We start from the raw sequence: 24,579 nt of genomic DNA on the forward strand, positions 1-24,579 counted from the left end.
GGCCCGCCCGGTATGCCGAGCCGCCGGGCGGCCTGAGCGGCCTCCGGCTCCATCGGCGTGCGTTGCCCATGCGCGCCGTCGGCTCGCGGGCATGGATCCCCCCTGATCGGGAGAGCGCCAGCCACCACCATGTTTGATTTCAGCTTTCCGGAACTGCTCCTGATTCTGGTGGTTGCCCTCGTGGTGATCGGCCCGGAGCGCTTGCCGCGGGTGGCCCGGACCATGGGCTTCTGGGTCGGGCGCGCCCGGTCGGTGTTCAATTCGGTCAAGCGGGACGTGGAGCGCGAGGTGCGCCTGGACGAGCTCAAGCAGGCCGAGCGGGACTTCCGCAAGGACACGGATCTCGGGCTCGACCAGGACGTCATGAAGGGAACCGAGGGCCGTTCCGCCCGGCGCGGCAGCGGGGGCGCCCGGACGCGCGGGGACTCCGGCGCGGCCGGCGCGCGGCCGTCCATCGCGGATGATGGTGGTGGCGGGTCCGCCGCGGACAGCAGCGCGGGCAGTACCGGCGAAGGCAGGCAGGGCGACGATGGCAATACCTGAGTTCGACGAGGATCGCCCCTTCCTCAGCCACCTGCTGGAGCTGCGCTCGCGCCTGATGCGCGCCCTGGGGGCCACCCTGGTGGCCTTCCTGTGCATCTATCCCTTCTACGACACGCTGTTCACGTTCGTGGCAACGCCCCTGCGGCGGGTGCTGCCGGAGGGGGAGCTGCTGGCCGTCCAGGTGGCGTCGCCGTTTCTCATCCCCATGAAGCTGTCGCTGGTGGCCGCCCTGTTCGTGGCCATGCCGTACCTGCTCTACCAGCTCTGGGCGTTCGTCGCGCCGGGGCTCTATCGCCACGAGCGCACGCTGGTGTGGCCGCTGCTGATCTCCAGCACGCTGCTGTTCTACCTGGGGGCGGTGTTCGCCTACTTCGTGGTGCTGCCGCTGGTGTTCCCGTTCTTCGCCGGCGTGACGCCGCTGGGCGTGAACTACCAGCCGGATATCAGCGAGTACCTGAATTTCGTGCTGACCATGCTGGTGGTCTTCGGCCTCGCCTTCGAGGTGCCCATCGCCACCATGCTGCTGATCCGCACCGGGGCGACCAGCCGGGATGCGCTGGCCGCCAAGCGACCCTACGTGATCGTGGCCGCGTTCGCGGTCGGCATGCTGCTGACGCCGCCGGACATCATCTCCCAGGTGATGCTCGCCATTCCCGTGTGGCTGCTCTTCGAGCTGGGCCTGTGGCTGTCGCGCTGGTACGGCATCCAGGCGCCCGAGGAGCGGTCCGACGAGAACCGGGACGAGTGAGTGGCTCGCGTCGCGTCCCGTAGGCGGCGTTGCCGGCCCTCGCCGTAGGGCACTCTACGCCGTCGGGCCGACGGCCTTGCCTCAGCGGCCCGGAGAACAGGCAAAATCCGACGAATTCGGGTTACAGGACAACTAGCCGCCGGTAACGGGCTGGTAGCGGAACTGCGTGTAGTGGCGGGTGCTCTCCACGGTTTCCGTGAGCTGGACGTGAATCACGAGCTCGCCCAGGTTCAGGGCGAGCCGGGTGCCGACGTCGTAGACATTGGCCGGCGTGATCAGGGTCGCCGCGGCCGCCAGCGGGTTGACCCGGGGGACGATCAGGGTGCGCAGGTAGTCGGAGCCCGCACCCGGGCCGCTCTCGGCCTTGCTCGCCGCGGCATGGCCGTCGTCGGCCAGGAACTCGACGCCCAGTTCCAGCCCGCGCTCGGGGCGGGTGCGCAACCAGCGGATGGTGGCGAGACGCCACTGCCCGGGCTCCTGCCCGGCGCCGGGCTCGCTGTAGGCCACCAGCTCCCCGACGCGCGTGCGCAGAGGGCATTCCCTGGGCTGGAACAGGGCCATTCCCCCGGAGCTCGCGTTCTTGCGGCTGAAGGTCACCCCGGCGATGGCCTCCGGCTCCCCGGTGTCGTCGTCGGCGGCTTCGACCTCTACCCGGTGGGCGCGCGCCCAGATGTCGTCCGCTTCGGCGTCGAAGGCCCGGAACTCCGCGTTGCGTCGGCCCGCATTGCCGGGATGCTGAATCCACTCGTCCCCGGCCAGCTCCAGGCCTTCCCGCCCGCGGGACGCTTCGGCGAGCTTCCGCCGCCACCGGAGTTCGTCCGCCTCCGGCAGGAACGGGCGCTGGCCGTTGAGCACGTAGTGGCAGCGCACGAGCCCGTCGACGAGGGTCACGCGCGCCATGGTCGAATGGCGGGCCGTGGTACGCTCCTGGCGCCCGCCCAGGGCGTTCTGGAAGCGCAGGTACATGTTCCGCTGCATCCGCAGCGACAGGGCGCCGGAATGGCGGCTGCGGCGCAGCTCGTCGTCGAGGCGCGCGACCTGCCCGTCGAGGGTGCTCACCAGCTGCTCGAGATCCAGCACGCGCGGCTCCGCCAGGGGGAGTTGCCGGCGCTGCTGCTGCGCCAGATAGCGCGGCGGGAAGTCCGAGTCCAGGTCCACCACGAAGCGGCCGGCAAGCGGCGTTCCGGGCCCGGTTTGGTCCAGGCGCGTGAAATGCGCCCAGCGCCCGATCCGCCGATACAGCTCTTCGGCTTCTCCCTGCATGAGGTGATAGGGATTGGCCAGCGCGAGAATCACGATGCGCAGATAGGCCTGCTTGACGGACAGGGCGGTCTCGTCGCTGTCGGGCTCGCCCTCGATGGGCAGCGCCTGCAGGCGCAATGCCTCGGCGTTCGCGTACAGGGTATGCAGGGTACGCCAGAACCCCTGGGGCTCCGGTGCATGAACCCGGTAGGCCTCCAGCAGGGCGCGGCCCTGGGCGAGCAGCGCTCGCTGGGTGGCGACCAGGAGATGCCTCCTGGGGTCGCCGCCCGCGGGGCGGTTCGCCAGGGCGCCGTTCACCGCATGCCGGAAGGCGATGGTCAGCTCGTTGTACAGCTGCTGGACCATCCCGGCACGCTGTTCCTCGCTGCCGTTCAGGGGCAGTGCCGCATTCCGGTACTGGCGGACCAGGGCTTCGCTGACGTCGTTGACCACCGGCCGCATCAGCTCGGCGACCCGGTAGCGCGAGCTCTTCCGCAGCGGGCTGCGGTTGCTGTCATGGAGGGCATTCAGCACGGCGGTGGCGCATGCATCCGGATTGCCCCGCGGCAGCTGCTCCAGCCAGTCGGCGATTCCCCCCGGAGACCGGTCGGTGAACGTACCGCTGCCGGCCTGCATCTCGGGTACTTTCAGCGGCGTAGGACTTACCATGAGTGATACCGCGCCATTCCCTGCGCGGCACATTACCACATGTCCGCCGGTGCAAGGCACGAGCTCCGGCGTCGCGAAGCGTGCACGGCGGTTGCTTTGGGGTGGTGGACCGCGTTACTTTGACGGCACTGACGGTCGCGGGCGTGAAAACTGACTACCTAGTAAGTTTTTCGGTTTCGAGTGGTCAGGCGCGGCGCGACGCGGTAAGGTTCTTCGGGAACTGCATGACACGACCCCCCGGGAGGTGGGTGGCGCCCATGGGACACCCCTCACAGTGCATGCCCTGCCAGGGAGCCTCGGTGTTCGGTGATTCATCCGGGCCGGATGATCGGGAACGGGCCGTATCCTTCCGCGAAAGCGCCTCCCCCGCCGTCTCCAGACGCACCGACGGAAAAGGTGATACGCAATGAAAGGCGACTTCCAGAAGCTGCAGCGCAGCTCCTACCTCGCGGGCGGGAATGCCGCGTTCATCGAGAACCTCTACGAGCAGTACCTGCGGGACGCCTCCCAGGTTCCCCAGGAGTGGCGCGCCTACTTCCAGGGGCTGGAGGCGGCCGAGCCGCGGCAGGTCAAGGAAGTCCCGCACAGCCAGGTCCGCGAGGAGTTCGCACGGCTGTCCCGGCACAACGGCAACGGCGCGGCCGCGGCGGTCAGCGGCGGCGCCCTGTCGCCGGATGCGGCGGAGAAGCAGGCCGCGGTGCTGCGCCTGATCAACGCCTGGCGCGTGCGCGGACACCAGAAAGCGAACCTGGACCCCCTGGACCTGCGCGAGACCCACGAGGTGCCGGACCTGGATCCCGCCTTCCACAACCTCACCGAGGCGGACATGGACGCGGAGTTCAATACCGGCTCCCTGTTCACCGCCGACCGGATGAAGCTGCGCGACATCATCGCCTTCCTCAAGGAGACCTACGGCGGCACCATCGGCTCCGAGTACATGCACATCACCGACACCCGCGAGAAGCGCTGGATCCAGGAGCGCCTGGAGCGGGTCCAGGGCCGCCCCGACCTGCGGCCGGACCAGCGGCGCAGCATCCTCGAGCGGCTGTCGGCGGCCGAGGGGATCGAGAAGTACCTGCATTCCAAGTACGTCGGCCAGAAGCGCTTCTCGCTGGAAGGCGGCGAGTCCCTCATCCCGCTGCTCGACGAGCTGATCCAGCACAGCGGCGGCCAGGGCGTGAAGGAGCTGGTGCTGGGCATGGCCCACCGGGGCCGGCTTAACGTCCTGATCAACATCCTGGGCAAGTCGCCGGCGGACCTGTTCCAGGAGTTCGAGGGCACCTTCAACGTGGAGAACGCCGGCTCCGGCGACGTGAAGTACCACCTGGGCTATTCCTCGGACATCCAGACCCCCGGCGGCGCGCTGCACCTTGCCCTGGCGTTCAACCCGTCGCACCTGGAGATCGTCAATCCGGTGGTGGAGGGCTCCTGCCGGGCGCGCATGCAGCGTCGCCACGACCGCATGGGCGAGGAGGTGCTGCCGGTGCTGATCCACGGGGACGCCGCGTTCGCCGGCCAGGGCGTGATCATGGAGACATTCCAGCTGTCCCAGGCGCGGGGCTTCTATACCGGCGGCACGGTCCACGTGATCATCAACAACCAGATCGGGTTCACGACGTCCAACCCCCTGGACTCCCGGTCGACGCTGTACTGCACCGAGGTGGCGAAGATGGTGCAGGCACCCATCTTCCACGTGAACGGGGACGATCCCGAGGCGGTGGTCTTCGTCACCCAGCTGGCGCTGGACTTCCGCGAGCGCTTCCGCAAGGACGTGGTGATCGACGTGATCTGCTACCGCCGGCACGGCCACAACGAGGCCGACGAGCCCGCGGCGACGCAGCCCATGATGTACAGCAAGATCAAGCAGCACCCCACGGTCCGCAAGCTCTACGCCAAGCGCCTGACGGAGCAGCAGGTCATCGCCGAGGAGGACCTGGAGACCATCAGCCGCGACTACCGCGACGCACTGGACAACGAGGAGGTGGTCGCGCCCCATATCCTCACCGGCGTGCGCAACGACTACGCCGTGGACTGGGATACCTATTTCCAGGGCAACTGGGACGACCCGGTGGATACCACCCTGGCTCCCCAGACCCTGCGGGAGCTCAATGAGACCCTGCAGCAGCTGCCCGACCGGTTCGAGCTCAACCCCCGGGTCGCGGGCATCATGGAGAGCCGCCGCAAGATGGGCGCCGGGGCCCTGGCCATGGACTGGGGCTTCGCCGAGACCATGGCCTACGCCGGCCTGCTGCGGGAGGGCTACAAGGTACGCCTCACCGGCCAGGACAGCGGCCGCGGGACGTTCTCGCACCGCCATGCGGTGCTCCACAACGCCCAGGACGGCACCACCTACGTGCCCCTGAAGAACGTCACCACGGAGCCGGAAGACTTCGTCATCATCGACTCGCTGCTGTCCGAGGAGGCGGTGCTGGGCTTCGAGTACGGCTACGCCAGCAACGACCCCCGCACCATGGTGATCTGGGAGGCCCAGTTCGGCGACTTCGTCAACGGCGCCCAGGTGGTCATCGACCAGTTCATCACCTCGGGCGAGACCAAGTGGGGCCGCCTGGCCGGGCTGACCCTGTACCTGCCCCACGGCTACGAGGGCCAGGGCCCGGAGCATTCCTCGGCCCGGCTGGAGCGCTTCCTGCAGCTGTGCGCGGACCACAACATCCAGGTGTGCGTGCCGACCACGCCGGCGCAGTTCTTCCACATGATCCGCCGGCAGCAACTGCGCAGCTACCGCAAGCCCCTGGTGGTGATGACGCCCAAGAGCCTGCTGCGCCACAAGCTCTCCACCTCGGCGCTGGAGAATCTCACCGAGGGGCACTTCCACAACGTCATCGACGAGATCGACGACATCAAGGTCAAGGACGTCAGCAAGGTCATCCTGTGCAGCGGCAAGGTGTACTACGACCTGCTCACCGAGCGCCGGAACCGGGAGCTCAAGGACATCGCCATTGTCCGCATCGAGCAGCTCTACCCGTTCCCGGAGAAGGATCTCACGGCGCTGCTGCGGCGTCGCTACGGCAAGGCGAAGACCATCGTCTGGTGCCAGGAGGAGCCCAAGAACCAGGGCGCCTGGTACTCGACCCAGCACCACTTCCGCCGCTGCATGAAGGAAGGCCAGGAGCTGCACTACGCCGGGCGCGAGGCGTCCGCATCCCCCGCCGTGGGGTATCCGCGGATCCATCACGAGCAGCAGCGGAAACTGGTCGACGAGGCGCTCACGCTGTGACAGCGCTCCTGGCCCCTGCCTGCTACGCTTCTCCAGCGGGCAGACCACGCACAACCAGGGTCGCCTGCATGCGCCGCGGCCCTGCCCCGTCCCCGGGAACCGGAAGCAAAAACAAGCGAGGCACTGGATGAGCATCGATATCAAGGTACCGCCCCTGCCGGAATCCGTCTCGGAAGCCACCGTGGTCACCTGGCACAAGCAGCCGGGCGATGCGGTGAGCCGCGACGAGAACCTGGTAGACATCGAGACCGACAAGGTGGTGCTGGAGGTTCCGGCACCGGCGGACGGCGTTCTGGGCGAGATCCAGGCCGGTGAAGGCGATACCGTCATGGCCGACCAGGTCATCGGCAGCCTGGACGATCAGGCCAAGGCCGGCGGCGGGGAGCAAGCGCAGCCGTCGGCGCCGGCGAAGGAGGAGCAGGAGCCCGCTCCCGAGCCCGCCAAGGCGCCGGAGGCCGAGCCGGCCAAGCCCGCCGCCGGAGCGAGCGCGGCGGTGGACGAATCCGAGCTCAGCCCGGCGGTGCGCCGGCTGGTCGCGGAGAACGACCTCGACCCCGCCGCCATACCGGCCACCGGTCCCGGCGGGCGGATCACCAAGGAGGACGTTCTCAACTACATGGAGTCGGCCGGCGCCGCGGGGCCGACCACCGAGCCGTCCCAGCCGCCGACGCCGCCGGCCCGCGACCCCTCCCGGGAGGCCAAGGAGGCGGAGCCGGAGCCCCTCGGCAGTGCTGCGGCCGGGGCGGCGGAGCGGCCGGAACGCCGCGTCCCCATGACCCGCCTGCGTCAGCGCATCGCCGAGCGCCTGGTGGAGGCCCAGCAGACCGCGGCCATGCTGACCACGTTCAACGAGGTCAACATGAAGCCGGTCATGGACCTGCGGGCCCGCTACAAGGAGCAGTTCGAGAAGACCCACGGCGTCAAGCTCGGCTTCATGAGCTTCTTCGTCAAGGCGGCGTGCGAGGCGCTGAAGCGCTACCCCGCGGTGAACGCCTCCATCGACGGTACCGACATCATCTACCACGGCTACCAGGACATCGGCATCGCCGTGAGCACCGATCGCGGCCTGGTGGTGCCGGTGCTGCGCGACGCCGACCACCAGAGCTATGCCGACATCGAGTCCAACATCGTCGATTTCGGCAAGCGCGCCCGGGACGGCAAGCTGACCATGGACGAGCTCACCGGTGGCACGTTCTCCATCACCAATGGCGGCATCTTCGGTTCGCTGCTGTCGACGCCGATTCTCAACCCGCCGCAGAGCGCCATCCTCGGCATGCACAAGACGCAGGAACGTCCGGTGGTGGAGAACGGCGAGATCGTCATCCGCCCGATGATGTACCTGGCGCTGTCCTACGATCACCGCATCATCGACGGCAAGGAGGCGGTGAGCTTCCTGGTGGCGCTCAAGGAGTGCATCGAGGATCCGGCGCGTCTGTTGCTCGAGGTCTGAGCCGCGTCGCGTTGTCACCCGATTCAGGAGCGATTCATGTCCAAGCATTTTGACGTCATCGTCGTTGGCGGCGGTCCCGCCGGTTACGTCGCCGCCATCCGCGCCGCGCAGCTCGGCCAGTCCACCGCCGTGGTGGACAATTTCGTCTACAAGGACGGGGAGCCCTCCCTGGGCGGCACCTGCCTCAATGTCGGCTGCATCCCCTCCAAGGCCCTGCTGGATTCGTCCGAGCAGTACCACAAGGTCACCAATACCCTGTCCGCGCACGGCATCAAGGCCAGCGGCGTCGAGCTGGACGTCAAGGCGATGATCCAGCGCAAGGACAGGGTGGTGAAGGATCTCACCGGAGGGATCGCGCAGCTGTTCAAGGCGAACAACATCACCTGGGTCCAGGGGCACGGCAAGCTGCTGGAGAACAAGCAGGTGCAGGTGACGCGCCACAAGGGCGAGCAGGAGACCTACCAGGCGGAGAACGTGATCCTCGCGCCCGGCTCGCGGCCCATCGACATCGACGCCGCGCCGCTGGACGGCAAGCGCATCGTCAACTCCGACGGCGCGCTGGAGTTCGACGAGGTGCCCAAGCGCCTGGGGATCATCGGCGCCGGCGTCATCGGCCTGGAGATGGGCAGCGTCTGGAGCCGACTCGGGTCCAAGGTCACGCTGCTGGAAGCCCAGGACCAGTTCCTGCCGCCGGTGGACCAGCGGGTCGCCAAGGCGGCCCAGGCGGAGTTCAAGAAGCAGGGCCTGGATATCCGCTTCGGCGCGCGGGTGACCAGTGCCAAGACGGCCAAGAACGTCACCGTTCACTACGAGGACAAGAAGGGCAAGCAGAGCATCCAGGTGGACAAGCTCGTGGTCTGCGTGGGCCGCCGGCCCAATACCGGCGATCTGTTCTCGGAGGACGCCAATCTGCTGCTCGACGAGCGCGGCTTCATCAATGTCGACGATCACTGCCAGACCAACCTCCCCGGCGTCTACGCCATCGGCGACGTGGTGCGCGGGCCCATGCTCGCGCACAAGGGCTCCGAGGAAGGCGCCATGGTCGCCGAGATGATCGCCGGCCAGCCCGGGCACGTGAACTACGAGACCATCCCCTGGGTCATCTACACGCACCCGGAGATCGCCTGGGTCGGGCGCACGGAAGAGGCGCTCAAGGCCGCCGGCGTGCCCTTCAGGAGCGGCACCTTCAATTTCGGCGCCACGGGCCGGGCGCGCGCCATGGAAGATCTGGCCGGCATGGTCAAGGTCATCGCCCATGCCGAGACCGACCGCATCCTCGGGGTCCATATCGTCGGGCCCCAGGCGTCGGAGCTCATCGCCGAGGCCGTGGTGGCCATGGAGTTCCATGCCAGCTCGGAGGATCTGGCCCGGACCATCCATGCGCACCCGACCCTGTCCGAGGCGGTCCACGAGGCGGCCCTTTCCGTCTCCCGGCGGGCCATCCACAAGGCCAACTAAGCCGGGACGGCCGCGTGCCGGGCCCGTTGCGGACCGGCGCGCGGCCACGTTGCCAATCGTGCCGCGCGGGCAGTATTGAAATATCAAAGGCTGCCCGGGCGGGGATCGGTCCCGCTCACCGGCCTGCGGCCGCCCGTGTGCCCGGTTTTCCGCAGTAACATGCTGTTCCGGCGGGGTTTTGGGAACGCCTTTGCGCGTGGGGTAAACTGACGAACCGCCACGGTTCAGGGGGAGAAGATGAGTTCGTTCAAGGCGTTGCGCATTCACCAGGCCGACGGGGGCGTAACCGCACGGGTCGAGGACATCACGCTGGACGATCTCTCCGAAGGTGCGGTGGAGATCCGCAGCGCCTGGTCCGGCATCAATTTCAAGGATGCCCTGGCGGTGACCGGCGCCGGCAAGATCGCCCGCAAGTTCCCTCTGGTTGCCGGCATCGATGTCGCCGGGACCGTGGAGACCTCCGAGGATCCCCGCTACAAGCCGGGCCAGCCGGTGCTGGTCACCGGCTGGGGCATGGGCGAGACCCACGACGGCGGCTATGCCGAGCGCACGCGCGTCCACGGCGACTGGGTCGTGCCGCTGCCCGACGAGCTGGATCTGCGCCGGGCGATGCTGGTGGGCACGGCCGGCTTCACCGCGGCCATGGCCCTGGTCCGCATGGAGCAAAACGGCCAGCGCCCCGAGCAGGGGCCGGTGGTGGTCACGGGCGCCAGCGGCGGGGTCGGCAGCTTCGCCACGCGCCTTCTCAGCCGCGCCGGATACGAGGTCACGGCCATGACCGGCAAGGCCGACGCGGCCGACTACCTGCGCTCCCTGGGCGCTGCCTCGATCCTCGATCCCGCGGATGTGGACTACGGCAAGCGGCCGCTGGAGAAGGCGCAGTGGGCCGGTGCGGTCGACGCCCTGGGCGGCGAGACGCTGACCTGGCTGACCCGGACCGTGAAGCCCTTCGGCAACATCGCCGCCATCGGCCTGGCCCAGGGAACGGACCTGCAGACCACGGTGCTGCCGTTCATCCTGCGGGGCGCCAGCCTGCTCGGCATCGACTCGGTCTATTGTCCTGTCACGCTGCGGCTGAAGATCTGGGAGCGGGCCGCGCAGCTGCTGCGCGACGAGGACTTCGACACCATCTGCCACAGCGAGCTGGGGCTGGATGATGTTCCCCGCGCCTGCGCCGAGCTGCTGGACCGCAGGGTCCGGGGCCGGATGCTGGTGCGCCTCAGCGGAGAGCAATGACATGAGCGAGACCAACACCGCCGGCGCCCGTTTCCGCGCCGCCCTGCAGGCGGAGCGGCCGCTGCAGATCGCCGGAACCATCAACGCCTATTCGGCCCTGCTGGCCCAGCGGGCCGGCTTCCGCGCCATCTACCTGTCCGGCGGCGGCGTCGCCAATGCCTCCTACGGGCTGCCCGATCTCGGCATCACCCAGCTGGCGGACGTCCTCGAGGACGCCCGGCGGATCACCGGCATTACCGATACACCGCTGCTGGTGGACGTGGATACGGGCTGGGGCAGCGCCTTCAACATCGCCCGTACGGTGCGCGAGATGGAGCGCGCCGGTGTCGCCGCCATCCACCTGGAGGACCAGGTGGCGGCCAAGCGCTGCGGGCACCGGCCCAACAAGGAGCTGGTCTCCCGGGACGAGATGGTGGACCGGGTCCGGGCCGGCGTGGACGCGCGCCGGGACGAGCAGTTCGTGTTCATGGCGCGCACCGATGCCTACGCCTCGGAGGGCATGGAAGCGGCGCTGGACCGGGCCAATGCCTACGTGGAGGCCGGCGCCGACATGATCTTCGCCGAGGCCCTGCACTCCCTGGACGAGTTCAAGGCGTTCGCGGACCGGGTGCCGGTCCCGGTTCTGGCCAACATCACCGAGTTCGGCCAGACGCCGCTGTTCACCACCGACGAGCTGCGGCAGGCCGGCGCCGGCATGGTTCTCTACCCGCTGTCGGCATTCCGGGCCATGAGCCGGGCCGCCGAGCAGGTATACGCCAGTATCCGCGCGAACGGCACCCAGTCCGGGGTGGTGGATACCATGCAGACCCGGGCCGAGCTCTACGATGTCCTCGGCTACCACGCGTACGAGGAAAAGCTCGACGCCCTGTTCCGGAAGGACCAGTAATCCGGGCGGCTCCCGAGGGGGTTGCGGGAAGGTTAGTAACCACAGAGAGGCGGATCATGACGGAGACAAAGCAAGGCGGGGCCGGACTGCGCGGGCAGACAGCCGGTGCGACGGCGCTGTGCACCGTGGGCCAGAAGGGGACGGGCCTGACCTATCGCGGCTACGACGTGCGCGATCTCGCGGACAACACCAGTTTCGAGGAGGTCGCCTACCTGATCCTCTACGGCGAGCTGCCCACGCGCAGCCAGCTCGACGCGTACATCAAGCGCCTCCAGGGCATGCGCCATCTGCCCGAGCCGGTGCGCGAGGTCCTGGAGCGCATCCCGGCGGATGCCCACCCCATGGACGTCATGCGCACCGGCGCCTCGATGCTGGGCACCCTGGAGACCGAGACGGACTTCTCCCAGCAGTACGACGTCGCCGACCGCCTCCTGGCGGTGCTTCCCTCGGTGATTACCTACTGGTACCGCTACAGCCACGACGGCGTGCGCATCGACCCGAATACCGACGACGCCTCCATCGGTGGCCATTTTCTCCATTTGCTGCACGGCAGGCCCGCGACCCGGCTGCATGCGGACGTCATGAACGTCTCGCTGATCCTCTACGCCGAGCACGAGTTCAACGCCTCCACGTTCACCGCGCGGGTATGCGCGTCGACGCTGTCGGACATGCACTCCTGCGTGACCGGCGCCATCGGCTCCCTGCGCGGCCCCCTGCACGGCGGCGCCAACGAGGCGGCCATGGCCATGATCGAGCAGTGGTCGTCGCCGGAAGAGGCGAAGCGCGAGCTCAAGGGCATGCTGGACCGCAAGGAGAAGGTCATGGGGTTCGGCCACGCCATCTACCGCGAGTCGGATCCGCGTAACGCGGTGATCAAGGCGTGGTCGAAGAAGCTGGCCGACGATGTCGGCGACACCGTGCTCTACCCCGTAAGCGAAGCGGTGGAGCAGCTCATGTGGGACGAGAAGAGGCTGTTCGCCAACGCCGATTTCTATCACGCCTCCGCGTACCACTTCATGGGCATCCCCACCAAGCTGTTCACGCCGATCTTCGTCATGTCCCGGCTCACCGGCTGGGTCGCCCATGTCATGGAGCAGCGCGAGAACAACCGCATCATCCGGCCCAGCGCCGAGTACGTGGGCCCGGAGCTGCGCGAGGTCAAGCCCATCGACCAGCGCGGCTGACCCGGACCGACCCCATGCGCGCCCGCCCGCGACGGCGGGCGCACGCGACCCGGAACCCAATCAGGAGACCCGATCCATGTGCGCCGATATCCGCAGCGCCAAGCGCCCCGATCCCGACAGGGAGCTCGTCGACATCGCCGACTATGTCGCCAACCAGGCCATCGACAGCGACGAGGCCTATGACACGGCCCGCCACATGCTCATGGACAGCCTGGCGTGCGCCATGCTGGCCCTGCAGTATCCGGCCTGCACCAAGCTGCTGGGGCCCGTGGTTCCCGAGGCGCAGATGACCAACGGCGTCAGGGTGCCGGGCACGGCCTACCAGCTGGACCCGGTGCAGGGCGCGTTCAATATCGGTGCCATGATCCGCTGGCTGGACTTCAACGATACCTGGCTGGCGGCCGAGTGGGGGCATCCCTCCGACAACCTGGGCGGCGTGCTGGCCATCGCCGACTACATCAGCCGCCGCAACGTGGCCAACGGCAAGGCGCCGCTGGCCATGCGCGAGGTGCTCACCGCCGCCATCAAGTGCCACGAGATCCAGGGCGTGATCGCGCTGGAGAACAGCTTCAACCGCGTGGGCCTGGACCACGTCATGCTCTGCCGGATCGCCACGGCGGCGGTGGCCACGCAGCTGCTGGGGGGCGATCGTGACGACGTCATCAACGCCCTGTCCCACGCATGGATCGACGGCTCCAGCCTGCGCACCTATCGCCATGCGCCCAATACCGGCTCGCGCAAGAGCTGGGCGGCGGGGGACGCCTCCGCCCGCGGCGTGCGCCTGGCGCTGATCACGCGCACCGGCGAGATGGGCTATCCGTCGGCGCTGTCCGCCAAGGGCTGGGGCTTCAACGACGTGCTGTTCAAGGGCGAGCCGCTGAAGCTCAGCCAGGGCTTCGGCAGCTACGTCATGGAGAACGTGCTGTTCAAGATCTCCTTCCCCGCCGAGTTCCACGCCCAGACCGCCGTGGAGGCGGCCATGACCCTGCATCCCCAGGTCAAGGACCGCCTCGACGAGGTCGACCGGGTGGTGATCGAGACCCAGGAGGCGGGGGTGCGCATCATCGACAAGACCGGCCCGCTGGACAACCCGGCCGACCGCGATCACTGCATCCAGTACATGACGGCCGTGCCGCTGATCTTCGGCCGGCTCACCGCCGACGACTACGAGGACGACGTGGCGGCCGACCCGCGCATCGACGCGCTGCGCGACCGGATGGAGGTGACCGAGAACAAGCAGTTCTCGAAGGATTACCTGGATCCGGACAAGCGCTCCATCGGCAACGCCGTGCAGGTGATCTTCAAGGACGGCTCGAAGACGGACCGTGTGGCCGTGGAGTACCCCATCGGCCACCGCCGCCGCCGCGACGAGGGTATCCCGGTGCTGGTGGAGAAGTTCGAGAACGCCCTGGCCACCCGCTTCGCGCCGCGCCAGGCCGAGGCCATCCGCCGCGCCTGCGAGAACCAGCGGGCGCTGGAGGACATGCCGGTCAACGAGTTCATGGACCTGTGGGCCATGTAGCGTAGCCGCGGCCGCGGCGCCGCGGACGTGCTGTGGGAGCGGCTTCTCGGCCACGACGTTCGGGGCAGGCTGCTCTGTCCGATGATAATCGGGGCTGAAGGCCCTCCCACAGGCATCACACCAGCGGCCGCAACGGATTCAGGAGCGACTCGTAGGAGCGACGTCAGTCGCGATGTTCCAGAGAGCCTAATGCCTCTGGAAGGTCGCGGCTGAAGCCGCTCCTACTGCCCGCCGCACCGATCCCTACCCCTCCAGCTGTGCATCCATGGTGATGTCCGCGTTCAGCAGCTTCGATACCGGGCAGCCGGCCTTGGCGTTATTGGCGGCCCGCTGGAACGCCCCATCGTCGGCGCCCGGCACCCGGGCCCGCACCGTCAGATGGATCGCGGTGATCGCGAATCCGCCCTCGACCTGGTCCAGCGTGACATCCGCTTTGGTACGGATATCGTCCGCTGTCAGACCTTCCTCGCCCAGCATCATGGACAGGGCCATGGAATAGCACCCGGCGTGGGCCGCACCGATGAGCTCTTCCGGGTTGGTGCCCTTGCCGTCCTCGAATCGCGTTCCGAACGAGTACTGCGTGCTGTCGAGAACGCCGCTGTCGGTGCTGATCACGCCCTTGCCCGACTTGAGATCCCCGTTCCACTGCGCGCTGGCACTGCGTTTCATGATGACTCCTCCTTGCTGATGGCAGGGAAGCCGGACACCCGGCTCCCGACAGAACATGGGGCCCGCCGCCGGCCCATGTCAACGCCGATGACTGCCGCGACTTGACGTTCGGCAAAACGGTGAATACTGTTTTCTGTATACAGAATACGGAATAACGAGGTAGCAGCGCCCATGCAGCCAGTCGACTCCCCGCAGCCCCTGCCCGTGCTGGTCTACGACGCGATTCTCAACGGCATCTGCGAAGGCACCCTGCAGTCCGGCCAGCGGCTCACCCAGGAAGAGCTGGCGGAACGCCTGAACGTCTCCCGGCTGCCGGTCGGGCAGGCGCTCCAGTGGCTCAAGGCCGAGGGGTTTGTCTGCAGCGCCGGCAAGCGGGGCGTGAAGGTCACGCCGCTGAGCCCGGAGCTGGTGCGGGACCTGTACGAGTTCCGCAGCGGGGTCGACATGTTCGCGGCCGGTGCCGCCGCGGAGCGCGCCACGGCGCGACAGCGCGAGCGCGGACGGGAGATCGTGGCGGAGGGGCGGTCGGCCCTGGCCGCGGGCGACATCCCCATGCTCATCGGTGCCGATATCGACTTCCACCAGCTCATCTACGAAATGGCCGGCAACGAGGTCATTACCGATGTCATGGGCGCCCGGTGGAAGCACATCCGGCGGATCATGAGCGCGATCATCGACGACACGGAGAACCAGATCCGGATCTGGCAGGAGCACGAAGCCATCCTGGACGCGGTGGCGGCCGGCGACCGCGCGCGCGCCGAGCGCCTGGCCCGGGCCCATGTCGACGACGCCTCGCACTGGCTCCAGCAGCAGCTGGCAGAGGACACCGCCGTCAACAAACGTACCGGATAAGGCCCGCCATCGGGCTCTACCACCAGGAGGAGAAGCAAATGAACGACGACAATCGTTCCATCCGCGTGTTGCTGGCCAAGGTCGGGCTCGACGGCCATGACCGCGGCGTGAAGATCGTCGCCCGGGCCCTGCGGGACGCCGGCATGGACGTGATCTATTCCGGCCTGCACCGCACCCCCGAAGAGGTCGCCACCGCCGCCATGCAGGAGGACGTGGACATCCTCGGCGTGAGCATCCTCTCCGGCGCCCACATGACCGTGATCCCCAAGATCATGGCCAGGCTCCGCGAGGAATCCGCCGACGACATCATCGTCACCGCCGGCGGCGTGATCCCCGACGAGGACATCGACAAGCTCCACGAGCTCGGCGTCCAGAAGATTCTCCTCCAGGACACCCCGCCGGACGAGATCGTCAGCAGCTTCCGCGCGCTGGTCGAGGCCCGCGGCGAGCGCTGATGACCAGCCGGCGTGCCGGCCGCAAAACAATAACCGTGGTGCCCGCCGGCGCCATGAGCCGTACTGGAGGAGACATGGCAGAGCAATGGCGATTCCCGCCGGACTACGATTCCGCGTACTTCCCGAACCGCGACAGCCGCTACTGGTTCCCGCAGCGGGAGACCATGGATCCGGCCGAGCGCGAGCAGCTGATCCTCGGGCGCATCCGGGAGGTCATGCAGTACGCCTGGGACAACGCGCCCATGTACCGCAGAAAATGGTCCGAGGCGGGGCTGGAGCCGGGGGACATCAAGACCCTGGCGGACTTCGAGAAGGTCCCCGTGATCACCAAGCAGGACATCCGGGCGTCCCAGGCCAGCAGCCCGCCCTTCGGTGACTACCTCTGCATACCGGAGAGCGAGATCCATCACATCCACGGTACGTCCGGCACCACCGGGCGCCCCACGGCGTTCGGCATCGGCCGCCGCGACTGGAACACCATCGCCAACAATCACGCCCGCATCATGTGGGCTATGGGCCTGCGGCCCGGGGACACGGTGTTCATCGCCGCGATCTTCAGCCTGTACATGGGCTCCTGGGGCGCGCTGGCCGGGGCCGAGCGCCTGGGCTGCAAGGCCTTCCCGTTCGGCGCCGGCGCGCCGGGCATGACCTCCCGGGCCATCCAGTGGCTGCAGATCATGAAGCCCGCCGGCTTCTACGCCACGCCGTCCTACGCACTGCGCCTCGCGGAGATCGCCCGCGAGGAGGGCATCGATCCGCGCGAGTTCGGCCTCAAGGTCATGTTCTTCTCCGGCGAGCCGGGGGCCTCGGTGCCGGGCATCCGCGACCGCATCCGCGACGAGTTCGGCGCCCGGGTGGTGGATAGCGGCACCATGGCCGAGGTCACGCCCTGGATGAACGCCGCCGGCTCGGCGGAAAGCGAGGGCATGCTGCTGTGGCAGGACATTGTCTACACAGAGGTGGCCGACCCCGACACGCTCCGGCGCGTGCCCTACGGCCAGCAGGGCACCCCGATCTACACCAACCTGGAGCGCACCTCCCAGCCCATGATCCGCCTGTTCTCCGGGGACCTGACCCACTGGGTCGAGGGGCCGAGCGCCTGCGGGCGCACCTATCCCGTCCTCCCCCGCGGCATCTATGGCCGCATCGACGACATGATCCAGGTCCGCGGCGAGAACGTGTACCCGTCCGAGATTCACGCCGTTCTCAACGAGGTGGCCGGCTACGGCGGCGAGCACCGCATCGTCATCACCCGCGAGGGCACCATGGACGAGCTGGTCATCCAGGTGGAGGCCAGCGAGCCCCTGGCGCAGCAGGGCGAGGAAGGCTTCGAGATCCTGCGGCAGCGGGCGTCCGCCGACCTCCAGCGCACCCTGGGGCTGCGCGTGAAAATGGACGTGGTGGCGCCGGGCACCTTTCCGCGGACGGACTTCAAGGCCCAGCGCGTGGTCGACGACCGCGAGCTGTTCACGTCCCTCCAGAACCAGAAGGGAGGTTGACCCGTGCCCAAGCCGACTCCTTCCCTGGAACTGGTCCCGCAGGCGCGCGCCGGCAACCGCCGGGCCATGGCGCGCCTGATCTCCCGCGCCGAGGCGGGCGACGACGAGTGCCGGCCCGCCCTGGCCGAGCTCTACCGGCATTCCGGCCGCGCCCACGTGGTCGGCATCACCGGCGTGCCGGGCTCGGGCAAGTCCACCCTGGTGCAGAAGCTCGCCCAGGACATCCGCGCCTCCGGGCGCACCGTCGGTGTCATCGCCATCGACCCGTCCAGCCCCTACTCCGGGGGCTCCATCCTCGGCGACCGGGTGCGCATGTCGGAGCTGGCCGCCGACGCCGGCGCCTTCATCCGCAGCATGGCCACCCGGGGCACCCTGGGCGGGCTGGCCCGGGCCAGCCTCGACGCCGTGGACATCCTCGACGCCGGCGGCTACGACGTCATCCTCATCGAGACGGTGGGGGTCGGCCAGGACGAGGTGGACATCGTCAAGGCCGGCCACACCACGGTGGTGGTCTCGGCCCCGGGGCTCGGCGACGACATCCAGGCCATCAAGGCCGGCGTGCTGGAGATCGCGGACATCCACGTGGTGAGCAAGGCCGACCGGCCCGATGCCAACCGCACGGTCACCGAGCTCAAGGGCATGCTGTCCATGGACCTGCAGCCCGGCGCCGACATCTGGCGGTGCCCGGTCATTGCCACCTCGGTGGAGCCCAAGAGCGGTATCGACGATCTGCTGGGCGCCATCGACCGGCACCGCGAGCACCTGGCGTCCACCGGCGAGATCGAGCAGCGGCGCCGGCAGATCGCCGGCAACCGCATCATCAAGATCGCCGAGGAAATCGTTCGCGAGGATTTCGAGCGCCGCCGGCACGGCCAGTTCGACGACCTGCTGGAGCGGGTCACCGGTCGCCGGACCGACCCCTACGCCGCGGCCGTCGCCCTACTCAGCGCATTGAGGGAGAACATCAGCCATGAGCAAGCATAAGCTTTTCAACGCCGACAGCCTCACGGCGATCGGCGAGCGCTTCGAGCAGTGGGAGAACAACGAGCTCAACAGCTTCCTCGAGCGCGCTCCCGAGGCCAAGAGCGAGTACCGCACCGGCTCCGGCCTGCCGGTGGACCGCGTCTACACGCCCCTGCACAACGCCGATCAGGACTACGACCGGATCGGCTTCCCGGGCCAGTACCCGTTCACGCGGGGCCCCTATCCCACCATGTACCGGGGCCGCAACTGGACCATGCGGCAGATCGCCGGCTTCGGCACGGCCGACGAGACCAACCGGCGCTTCAAGTACCTGCTCGACCAGGGCCAGACGGGGCTGTCCATCGACTTCGACATGCCCACGCTCATGGGCTTCGACTCCGACAACCCCATGAGCGAGGGCGAGGTCGGACGCGAGGGCGTGGCCATCGATACCCTGGCCGACATGGAACGGCTGTTCGACGGCATCGACCTGACCAAGATCTCCGTGTCCATGACCATCAACCCCTCGGCCTGGATCCTGTACGCCATGTACATCGCCCTGGCCGAGAAACGCGGCTACGATCTCAATGACCTCTCCGGGACCATCCAGAACGACATCCTCAAGGAGTACATCGCCCAGAAGGAATGGATCTACCCGGTGCGGCCGTCCCTGCGCCTGGTGCGCGACTGCATCGCCTTCGGGGCGCGCAACATGCGCCGCTACAATCCCATCAACATCTCCGGCTACCACATCTCCGAGGCCGGAGCGACCGCCACCCAGGAAGTGGCCTACACCATGGCCACCACCGTGCAGTACGTCGAGGAGGCCCTGAAGGCCGGCGTCACCGTGGACGATTTCGCCCCGCGGCTGTCGTTCTTCTTCGTCAGCCAGGCGGACTTCTTCGAGGAGATCGCCAAGTTCCGCGCCGCCCGCCGGTGCTATGCGCGCATCATGGCCGAGCGCTTCGGCGCGCAGAAGCCGGAGTCGTGCCGCCTGCGCTTTCACGCCCAGACGGCGGCGGCGACGCTGACCAAGCCGCAGTACAAGATCAACATCGTGCGCACCGCGTTCCAGGCGCTGTCGGCGGTGCTGGGCGGCGCCCAGTCCCTGCACACCAACGGCATGGACGAGGCCTTCGCCATTCCCACCGAGGAGGCGATGAAGATCGCCCTGCGCACCCAGCAGATCATCGCCCACGAGACCAACGTGCCGGACGTCATCGACCCGGTGGGCGGCTCCTACTACGTGGAGAAGCTCACCGACGAGATCGAGCAGGCCGTGTGGGACACGCTGGCGGAGGTCGACGACATGGGCGGCTGCGTCAAGGCCATCGAGGACGGCTGGTTCCAGAAGGGCATCGCCGACTCGGCCTACGACTTCGCCCTGCGCAAGGCCTCCGGCGACCGGCCGGTAATCGGCGTCAACTGCTTCCAGGAGGAAGAAGACTACGCCGACGTGGAGATCCATCCCCACGACCCGGAAACCGAGACCCGGCAGATCGAGCGCCTCGAGCAGGTCAAGAACGAGCGCGACAGCGGCGAGATCAAGCGGCTGTTCGGCGAGCTCGACCGGCTGGCCGAGGACGAATCCGAGAACATCATGCCGGTGACCATCGCGCTGGTGAAGGCGGGCGCCTCCATGGGCGAGATCGTGGAGGCCCTGCGCGCCCACTGGGGCACGTACCGGGAGACCCCCGTCATCTGACCGTGGTACGGTGACGGCCTCCGCAGGGGGCCGTCCTCCACCGACCCAGGAGCCGATCGATGGTTCGCATAACGAAGGTCTATACGCGCACCGGCGACGCCGGCACCACCATGCTGGGCGACGGCAGCCGCGTGGAGAAGCACTCGCCGCGGGTGGTCGCCTACGGCGACGTGGACGAGGCCAATGCCGCCCTGGGGGTGGCGTGCACGTCGCTCCAGGGCGAGATCCACGACGACATCCGCCGCATCCAGAACGACCTCTTCGATGTCGGTGCAGACCTGTGCACGCCGGAGGGCGATGCCGAGGCGGAGAAGACGGCGCTGCGCGTCGTCGACGCGCAGGTGACCTGGCTGGAGGAGCGCATGGACGCGCTGAATGAATCCCTGCCGCCGCTGCGCTCGTTCATCCTGCCCGGCGGCGACAGCGGTGCCGCGGCCCTGCACATGGCACGGACCATCGTGCGCCGCGCCGAGCGCGAGATCGCGGAGCTGGCCGGGCTCGAGGCCATCAATCCCGCCGCGGTTCGTTACATGAACCGGCTGTCGGACTACCTCTTCGTCAGCGCCCGCTACGTCAACGCCGGCGCCGAGGGCGACGTGCTCTGGGTGCCGGGCAAGCACCGGTAGCCAGCAAGAACGGGGCGCCATCGGGCGCCCCGTCGTGTGGTGCTCCCGGTGCTGCCGTCAGGCAGCCTGGATGTCGATGCGCCGCCGCCGGTGGCTGTCCTGCTTGGGCAGCTTCACCGTCAGCACGCCGTCGCGGATGGTCGCCTCCGCGCCGCTGGCGTCGACGTCGTCACCCAGCGTGAACCGGCGCGCATACCGGCTGGCGCGGATCTCCGCGAACATCGGCGTTACGTTCTCGGGCATGTCCACGGTGATCCGTCCCTCGATCTCCAGCACCTGGTTGCCCACTTCCACGTCCAGTGTGTCCTTGGTGACGCCGGGCATATCCGCGACCACGTACAGCGCGTCGTCCTCCTCGTAGATCTCCACCGGCGGCACCAGGCTGCGCTCGGTGCTCTGCGGCTCGGACTGCTGCAGCACCTGGTCCTGCTGCCGGTTCAGCTCCTGATTGCTGGTCCTCTGCATCTCCGTCATGGCCATCACCTCCCCTGGTTGTTCAAGCCGCCTTGATCTCGATCCGGCGCGGACGCTGCTCGGCTGCCTTCTCCAACCGGATGTTCAGCACACCGTCCTGCATCTGCGCCTGCACCTTGTCGGCGTCGATACCCTCGGGCAGGCGGATCGCGCGGTTGAATTCACCAGCGAAGCGCTCGCGCCGGTAGTACGTCCGTCCCTCCGCGTCCGACGCCGGCTGCCGCTTGCCCGCGAGGAACAGCGTGTTGTTCTCGATGGTCAGCTCCAGGTCATCCTTGCTCAGGCCGGGTGCGAAGACGTAGACGTTGACCGCGTCTTCCGTCTCGCCCACGTTGACGTAGGGGAACGTCCCCCGCGGCGCCGAGCGCAGATCCGCGGAGCCGAAATCGCCGAACGCCTCGTCCATCAGCCGCAGCGCGCGGCTCAGCTCGTTGAATACCGGAACATCGAAGCGTGCCAGATCACCGAACATGGCCCATCACCTCCGTTAACCGACCCGTTACCTTTGACCTTGTTCCTTATCTCGCCCGTCGGCCGGCGCTGTGGAACCTTGCGGGCCTGGCCTTCCCGGGCATTCCTGTAGATAGGGGCGACGCGTTCGTTTTCAAGGGCTGCGGGGAGAGAAAAATTCGCCTTTCGTCAGTGCATTGGGAAAGACGGCGGCGGCTCCATCGTCCCGGCCTGTCGCCGGGCGACCACGCTTGGTCACGCCCCACCGACTTCCGGTACTCTTGTTGCCTCCGCCGGGAGCGGACGCGCCGCAGCCACAGGGCGACCCGGCGTGTACGCGGCGCAAGGGCCACGCAACGAAGGAGAACACCGATGCTCAAGAAGACGCTGTACACCGCCGTCCTGGCCGGCCTGGCCGTTCCGGCCGCCGCGGGCGCACAGGAATTCAGCTACGACTACGTCCAGGGCGGCTGGGCGGTGTATCCGGACGCCGATCCCGGGGACCAGAGCTATGTCGGGCTGGATGCCGAGGGGCGCTATGCGCTGAACCAGGATTTCTTCCTGCTGGGCGGCTTCCAGTACCTCACCGATGACGTGGACTACACCACGTTTCACGGCGGCGGCGCGCTGCGCCTGCCCATCGATACCAGAACGGATGCCTGGGCCGGTGCCACCATCGAGTACCAGGACTACGATCCGGGCGGCGATGACACCAGCATCGGGCTGCGGGGCGGGATCCGGCACATGGTCAACGATGACCTGGAAGTCAGCGGCGAGCTCCGGGCCGTGACCGGGGATGCGGACTACTGGGGCCTGCGGGGGACGGCCACGTACTACGTGCGCAGCGACCTGGCCCTCAGCGGCTCCGTGGACCTGTTCGACGGTGATCCCGGCCTGCTCGCCGGCGCCCGGTTCATGTTCTGACGCCCCCCGCCCGCGGGCCGGGGTCTCGTGCCCCGGCCGCGCCGGGTCCGTCACTCCTGGAGCGGGCGTTCCGGCTCGCCTTCGCGCTGGCGCTGTCGCCAGTCGGCCGGCGTGTGCCAGGGCTGGTCCTCCACCAGCGGCTCCCGGCCGCGGACGACGTCCGCGATCTTTTCCGCCATCATGATGGTGGGTGCGTTCAGGTTGCCGCTGGCGATGCGGGGCATGATGGAGGCATCCACCACCCGCAGCCCCTCGACACCGTGAACCCGACCCTGGCTGTCCACCACCGCGTCCGGGTCGTCGGCCCGGCCCATGCGGCAGGTGCAGGAGGGGTGGTAAGCGCTTTCACCGTGCTGGCGCACGAAGGCGTCGAGGTCCGCATCGCTGGTGGCGGCACCGCCCGGTGCCAGCTCCTCGGCGCGGAAGTCGTCCATGGGGGCCTGGGCCATGATCTCGCGGGTGAGCCGGATGGCCTGGCGCATCTCGTGGCGGTCCCGGTCCGTGCTCATGTAGTTGAACAGGATGCGCGGGGCCTGATGCGGGTCGGCGCTGTCCAGCGTCACCGAGCCGCGGCTGTCCGGCCGCATGGGGCCCACGTGGGCCTGGAAGCCGTGGCGGTCCTGGGTGGCGGCGCCGTCGTAGGTAATGGCCATGGGCAGGAAGTGATACTGCAGGTTCGGGTGCTCCACGCCGGCGTCGCTGCGGATGAACCCGCCCGACTCGAAGTGGTTGGTCGCGCCGAGTCCGGAGCGCCGGAGCAGCCACTCCGCCCCGATCAGGGCCTTGTTCCACGGCTTCATGGCGCTGTAGAGGGTCACCGGCCGCCGGCAGGCGTACTGGACGTAGATCTCCAGGTGGTCCTGGAGGTTCCGTCCCACGCCCGGGCGGTCGGCGGCCACGCCGATGCCGTGCTCGCGCAGATGGTCCGCCGGGCCGATGCCGGAGAGCATGAGAATTTGCGGCGAGTTGATGGCCCCGGCGCACAGCAGTACCTCCCGCTCGGCGTGGATGTTGGCGCTGGCGCCGTCCTGCTCCACCACCACGCCGATGGCGCGGGTGCCGGCCATGAGAATGCGGCGGGTGAAGGTGCGCGTGCGCACGGTGAGGTTGGGCCGCTTCATCACCGGCCGCAGGTAGCCGTTGGCGGTGCTCCAGCGCCAGCCGTCCTTGGTGGTCCGGAACATGGGGCCGAAGCCTTCCTGCCGGTAGCCGTTCATGTCGTCGGTGTGCGGGTAGCCGGCCGCCACGCCGGCCTCCACGAAGGCGCCGTAGAGCGGGTTCTCCATGGCGCCGGTGGTGACGTGCAGCGGACCGCCGGCCCCGTGGTAGGCGTTGCCGCCCTGGTCGAAATCCTCCGCCTTGCGGAAGTACGGCAGGCAGTGCCTGTACTGCCAGTCGTCCAGGCCGAAGTCCCGCGCCCAGTTCTCGTAGTCCAGCGCGTGGCCGCGGACGTAGGCCATGCCGTTGATGGAGCTGGAGCCGCCGAGGACGCGGCCGCGCGGGCAGTACATGGCGCGGTTGTCCATGTGCGGGTCGGGCTCGCTGTGGTAGTACCAGTTGTACTTGTCGTTCGCCAGCGGGTAGGCGAACGCCGAGGGCATGTGGATGAACAGGCTCCGGTCCATGGGGCCCGCCTCCAGCAGCAGGACCGATACGTCCGGGTCTTCCGTGAGCCGGTGCGCCAGCACGGCGCCGGCGGAACCGGCGCCGACGATGATGTAGTCGAAGCGTTCCTCGTTCGCCATGGGGGCTCCGCTTGCCGGGGCGCCACGGCCCGGAGGCCGCG

General features: G+C 68.4%; 21 protein-coding genes. 16 read left to right on the forward strand and 5 right to left on the reverse strand.

Annotation, left to right across the window (positions count from 1 at the left end; genetic code table 11):
* Positions 1–129: 129 nt before the first annotated feature.
* Positions 130–543, forward strand: a complete 414-nt coding sequence (gene tatB / locus QWY84_RS03725; protein ID WP_290201110.1) for a Sec-independent protein translocase protein TatB — start codon at positions 130–132, stop codon at positions 541–543.
* Positions 530–1,291 carry a twin-arginine translocase subunit TatC gene (tatC, locus tag QWY84_RS03730; protein WP_290201111.1) on the forward strand — a complete coding sequence of 254 codons (762 nt, stop codon included), beginning with the start codon at positions 530–532 and terminating at the stop codon, positions 1,289–1,291. Before tatB ends, tatC begins: the two co-directional genes overlap by 14 nt.
* A 132-nt stretch (positions 1,292–1,423) precedes the next feature.
* On the opposite strand, the gene QWY84_RS03735 is transcribed toward tatC, so the two are convergent.
* Positions 1,424–3,202, reverse strand: a complete 1,779-nt coding sequence (locus QWY84_RS03735) for a cyclic-di-GMP receptor FimW-related protein (protein ID WP_290201112.1) — start codon at positions 3,200–3,202, stop codon at positions 1,424–1,426.
* A gap of 406 nt (positions 3,203–3,608) precedes the next feature.
* Between QWY84_RS03735 and QWY84_RS03740 the strand changes: the two genes are divergently transcribed.
* The 7 genes from QWY84_RS03740 to QWY84_RS03770 all read left to right on the forward strand — a co-directional run bounded on the left by QWY84_RS03740 (position 3,609) and on the right by QWY84_RS03770 (position 14,176).
* Positions 3,609–6,440 (forward strand): 2-oxoglutarate dehydrogenase E1 component, encoded by a 2,832-nt coding sequence (locus QWY84_RS03740; RefSeq protein ID WP_290201113.1) that lies wholly within the window; start codon positions 3,609–3,611, stop codon positions 6,438–6,440.
* Positions 6,441–6,567: 127 nt separating this feature from the next.
* Positions 6,568–7,890 (forward strand): 2-oxoglutarate dehydrogenase complex dihydrolipoyllysine-residue succinyltransferase, encoded by a 1,323-nt coding sequence (gene odhB / locus QWY84_RS03745; RefSeq protein WP_290201114.1) that lies wholly within the window; start codon positions 6,568–6,570, stop codon positions 7,888–7,890.
* Between the two features lie 36 nt (positions 7,891–7,926).
* Positions 7,927–9,348 carry a dihydrolipoyl dehydrogenase gene (lpdA, locus tag QWY84_RS03750; protein WP_290201115.1) on the forward strand — a complete coding sequence of 474 codons (1,422 nt, stop codon included), beginning with the start codon at positions 7,927–7,929 and terminating at the stop codon, positions 9,346–9,348.
* A gap of 237 nt (positions 9,349–9,585) precedes the next feature.
* Positions 9,586–10,584 carry an oxidoreductase gene (locus tag QWY84_RS03755; protein WP_290201116.1) on the forward strand — a complete coding sequence of 333 codons (999 nt, stop codon included), beginning with the start codon at positions 9,586–9,588 and terminating at the stop codon, positions 10,582–10,584.
* Position 10,585: 1 nt separating this feature from the next.
* On the forward strand, positions 10,586–11,470 hold the full coding sequence (prpB, locus tag QWY84_RS03760) for a methylisocitrate lyase (RefSeq protein ID WP_290201117.1): 885 nt from the start codon (positions 10,586–10,588) through the stop codon (positions 11,468–11,470).
* Positions 11,471–11,526: 56 nt separating this feature from the next.
* Complete coding sequence (prpC, locus tag QWY84_RS03765; protein ID WP_290201118.1) at positions 11,527–12,654, forward strand: bifunctional 2-methylcitrate synthase/citrate synthase; 1,128 nt, start codon at positions 11,527–11,529, stop codon at positions 12,652–12,654.
* Positions 12,655–12,730: 76 nt separating this feature from the next.
* Complete coding sequence (locus QWY84_RS03770; RefSeq protein ID WP_290201119.1) at positions 12,731–14,176, forward strand: bifunctional 2-methylcitrate dehydratase/aconitate hydratase; 1,446 nt, start codon at positions 12,731–12,733, stop codon at positions 14,174–14,176.
* 243 nt (positions 14,177–14,419) lie between these two features.
* Here QWY84_RS03770 and QWY84_RS03775 read toward each other — a convergent pair whose 3' ends face one another.
* Complete coding sequence (locus QWY84_RS03775) at positions 14,420–14,845, reverse strand: OsmC family protein (RefSeq protein WP_290201120.1); 426 nt, start codon at positions 14,843–14,845, stop codon at positions 14,420–14,422.
* Positions 14,846–15,016: 171 nt separating this feature from the next.
* On the opposite strand from QWY84_RS03775, the gene QWY84_RS03780 reads away from it, so the two are divergent.
* From QWY84_RS03780 to QWY84_RS03805, 6 genes are all read left to right on the forward strand, one after another.
* Complete coding sequence (locus tag QWY84_RS03780; protein WP_290201121.1) at positions 15,017–15,697, forward strand: GntR family transcriptional regulator; 681 nt, start codon at positions 15,017–15,019, stop codon at positions 15,695–15,697.
* A gap of 38 nt (positions 15,698–15,735) precedes the next feature.
* A complete protein-coding gene (locus QWY84_RS03785) occupies positions 15,736–16,152 on the forward strand; it encodes a cobalamin B12-binding domain-containing protein (RefSeq protein ID WP_290201122.1) in 417 nt (138 codons plus the stop codon).
* Positions 16,153–16,226: 74 nt separating this feature from the next.
* Complete coding sequence (locus QWY84_RS03790) at positions 16,227–17,651, forward strand: phenylacetate--CoA ligase family protein (RefSeq protein ID WP_290201123.1); 1,425 nt, start codon at positions 16,227–16,229, stop codon at positions 17,649–17,651.
* 3 nt (positions 17,652–17,654) lie between these two features.
* On the forward strand, positions 17,655–18,635 hold the full coding sequence (meaB, locus tag QWY84_RS03795; RefSeq protein ID WP_290201124.1) for a methylmalonyl Co-A mutase-associated GTPase MeaB: 981 nt from the start codon (positions 17,655–17,657) through the stop codon (positions 18,633–18,635).
* The gene (locus tag QWY84_RS03800) at positions 18,622–20,319 is read left to right on the forward strand and encodes a methylmalonyl-CoA mutase family protein (protein ID WP_290201125.1); all 1,698 of its coding nucleotides are present in this window, start codon (positions 18,622–18,624) and stop codon (positions 20,317–20,319) included. Before meaB ends, QWY84_RS03800 begins: the two co-directional genes overlap by 14 nt.
* Positions 20,320–20,378: 59 nt before the next feature.
* Positions 20,379–20,945 (forward strand): cob(I)yrinic acid a,c-diamide adenosyltransferase, encoded by a 567-nt coding sequence (locus QWY84_RS03805; protein WP_290201126.1) that lies wholly within the window; start codon positions 20,379–20,381, stop codon positions 20,943–20,945.
* Positions 20,946–21,002: 57 nt separating this feature from the next.
* Here QWY84_RS03805 and QWY84_RS03810 read toward each other — a convergent pair whose 3' ends face one another.
* The gene (locus QWY84_RS03810; protein ID WP_290201127.1) at positions 21,003–21,419 is read right to left on the reverse strand and encodes an Hsp20/alpha crystallin family protein; all 417 of its coding nucleotides are present in this window, start codon (positions 21,417–21,419) and stop codon (positions 21,003–21,005) included.
* A gap of 22 nt (positions 21,420–21,441) precedes the next feature.
* Positions 21,442–21,891, reverse strand: a complete 450-nt coding sequence (locus tag QWY84_RS03815; RefSeq protein ID WP_290201128.1) for an Hsp20/alpha crystallin family protein — start codon at positions 21,889–21,891, stop codon at positions 21,442–21,444.
* A 350-nt stretch (positions 21,892–22,241) separates the two neighbouring features.
* On the opposite strand from QWY84_RS03815, the gene QWY84_RS03820 reads away from it, so the two are divergent.
* Positions 22,242–22,793 (forward strand): hypothetical protein, encoded by a 552-nt coding sequence (locus QWY84_RS03820; RefSeq protein WP_290201129.1) that lies wholly within the window; start codon positions 22,242–22,244, stop codon positions 22,791–22,793.
* Positions 22,794–22,843: 50 nt separating this feature from the next.
* On the opposite strand, the gene betA is transcribed toward QWY84_RS03820, so the two are convergent.
* On the reverse strand, positions 22,844–24,538 hold the full coding sequence (betA, locus tag QWY84_RS03825) for a choline dehydrogenase (protein WP_290201130.1): 1,695 nt from the start codon (positions 24,536–24,538) through the stop codon (positions 22,844–22,846).
* Positions 24,539–24,579: the final 41 nt, after the last annotated feature.

Source organism: Aquisalimonas lutea, from assembly GCF_030409225.1.
Classification (GTDB): domain Bacteria; phylum Pseudomonadota; class Gammaproteobacteria; order Nitrococcales; family Aquisalimonadaceae; genus Aquisalimonas; species Aquisalimonas lutea.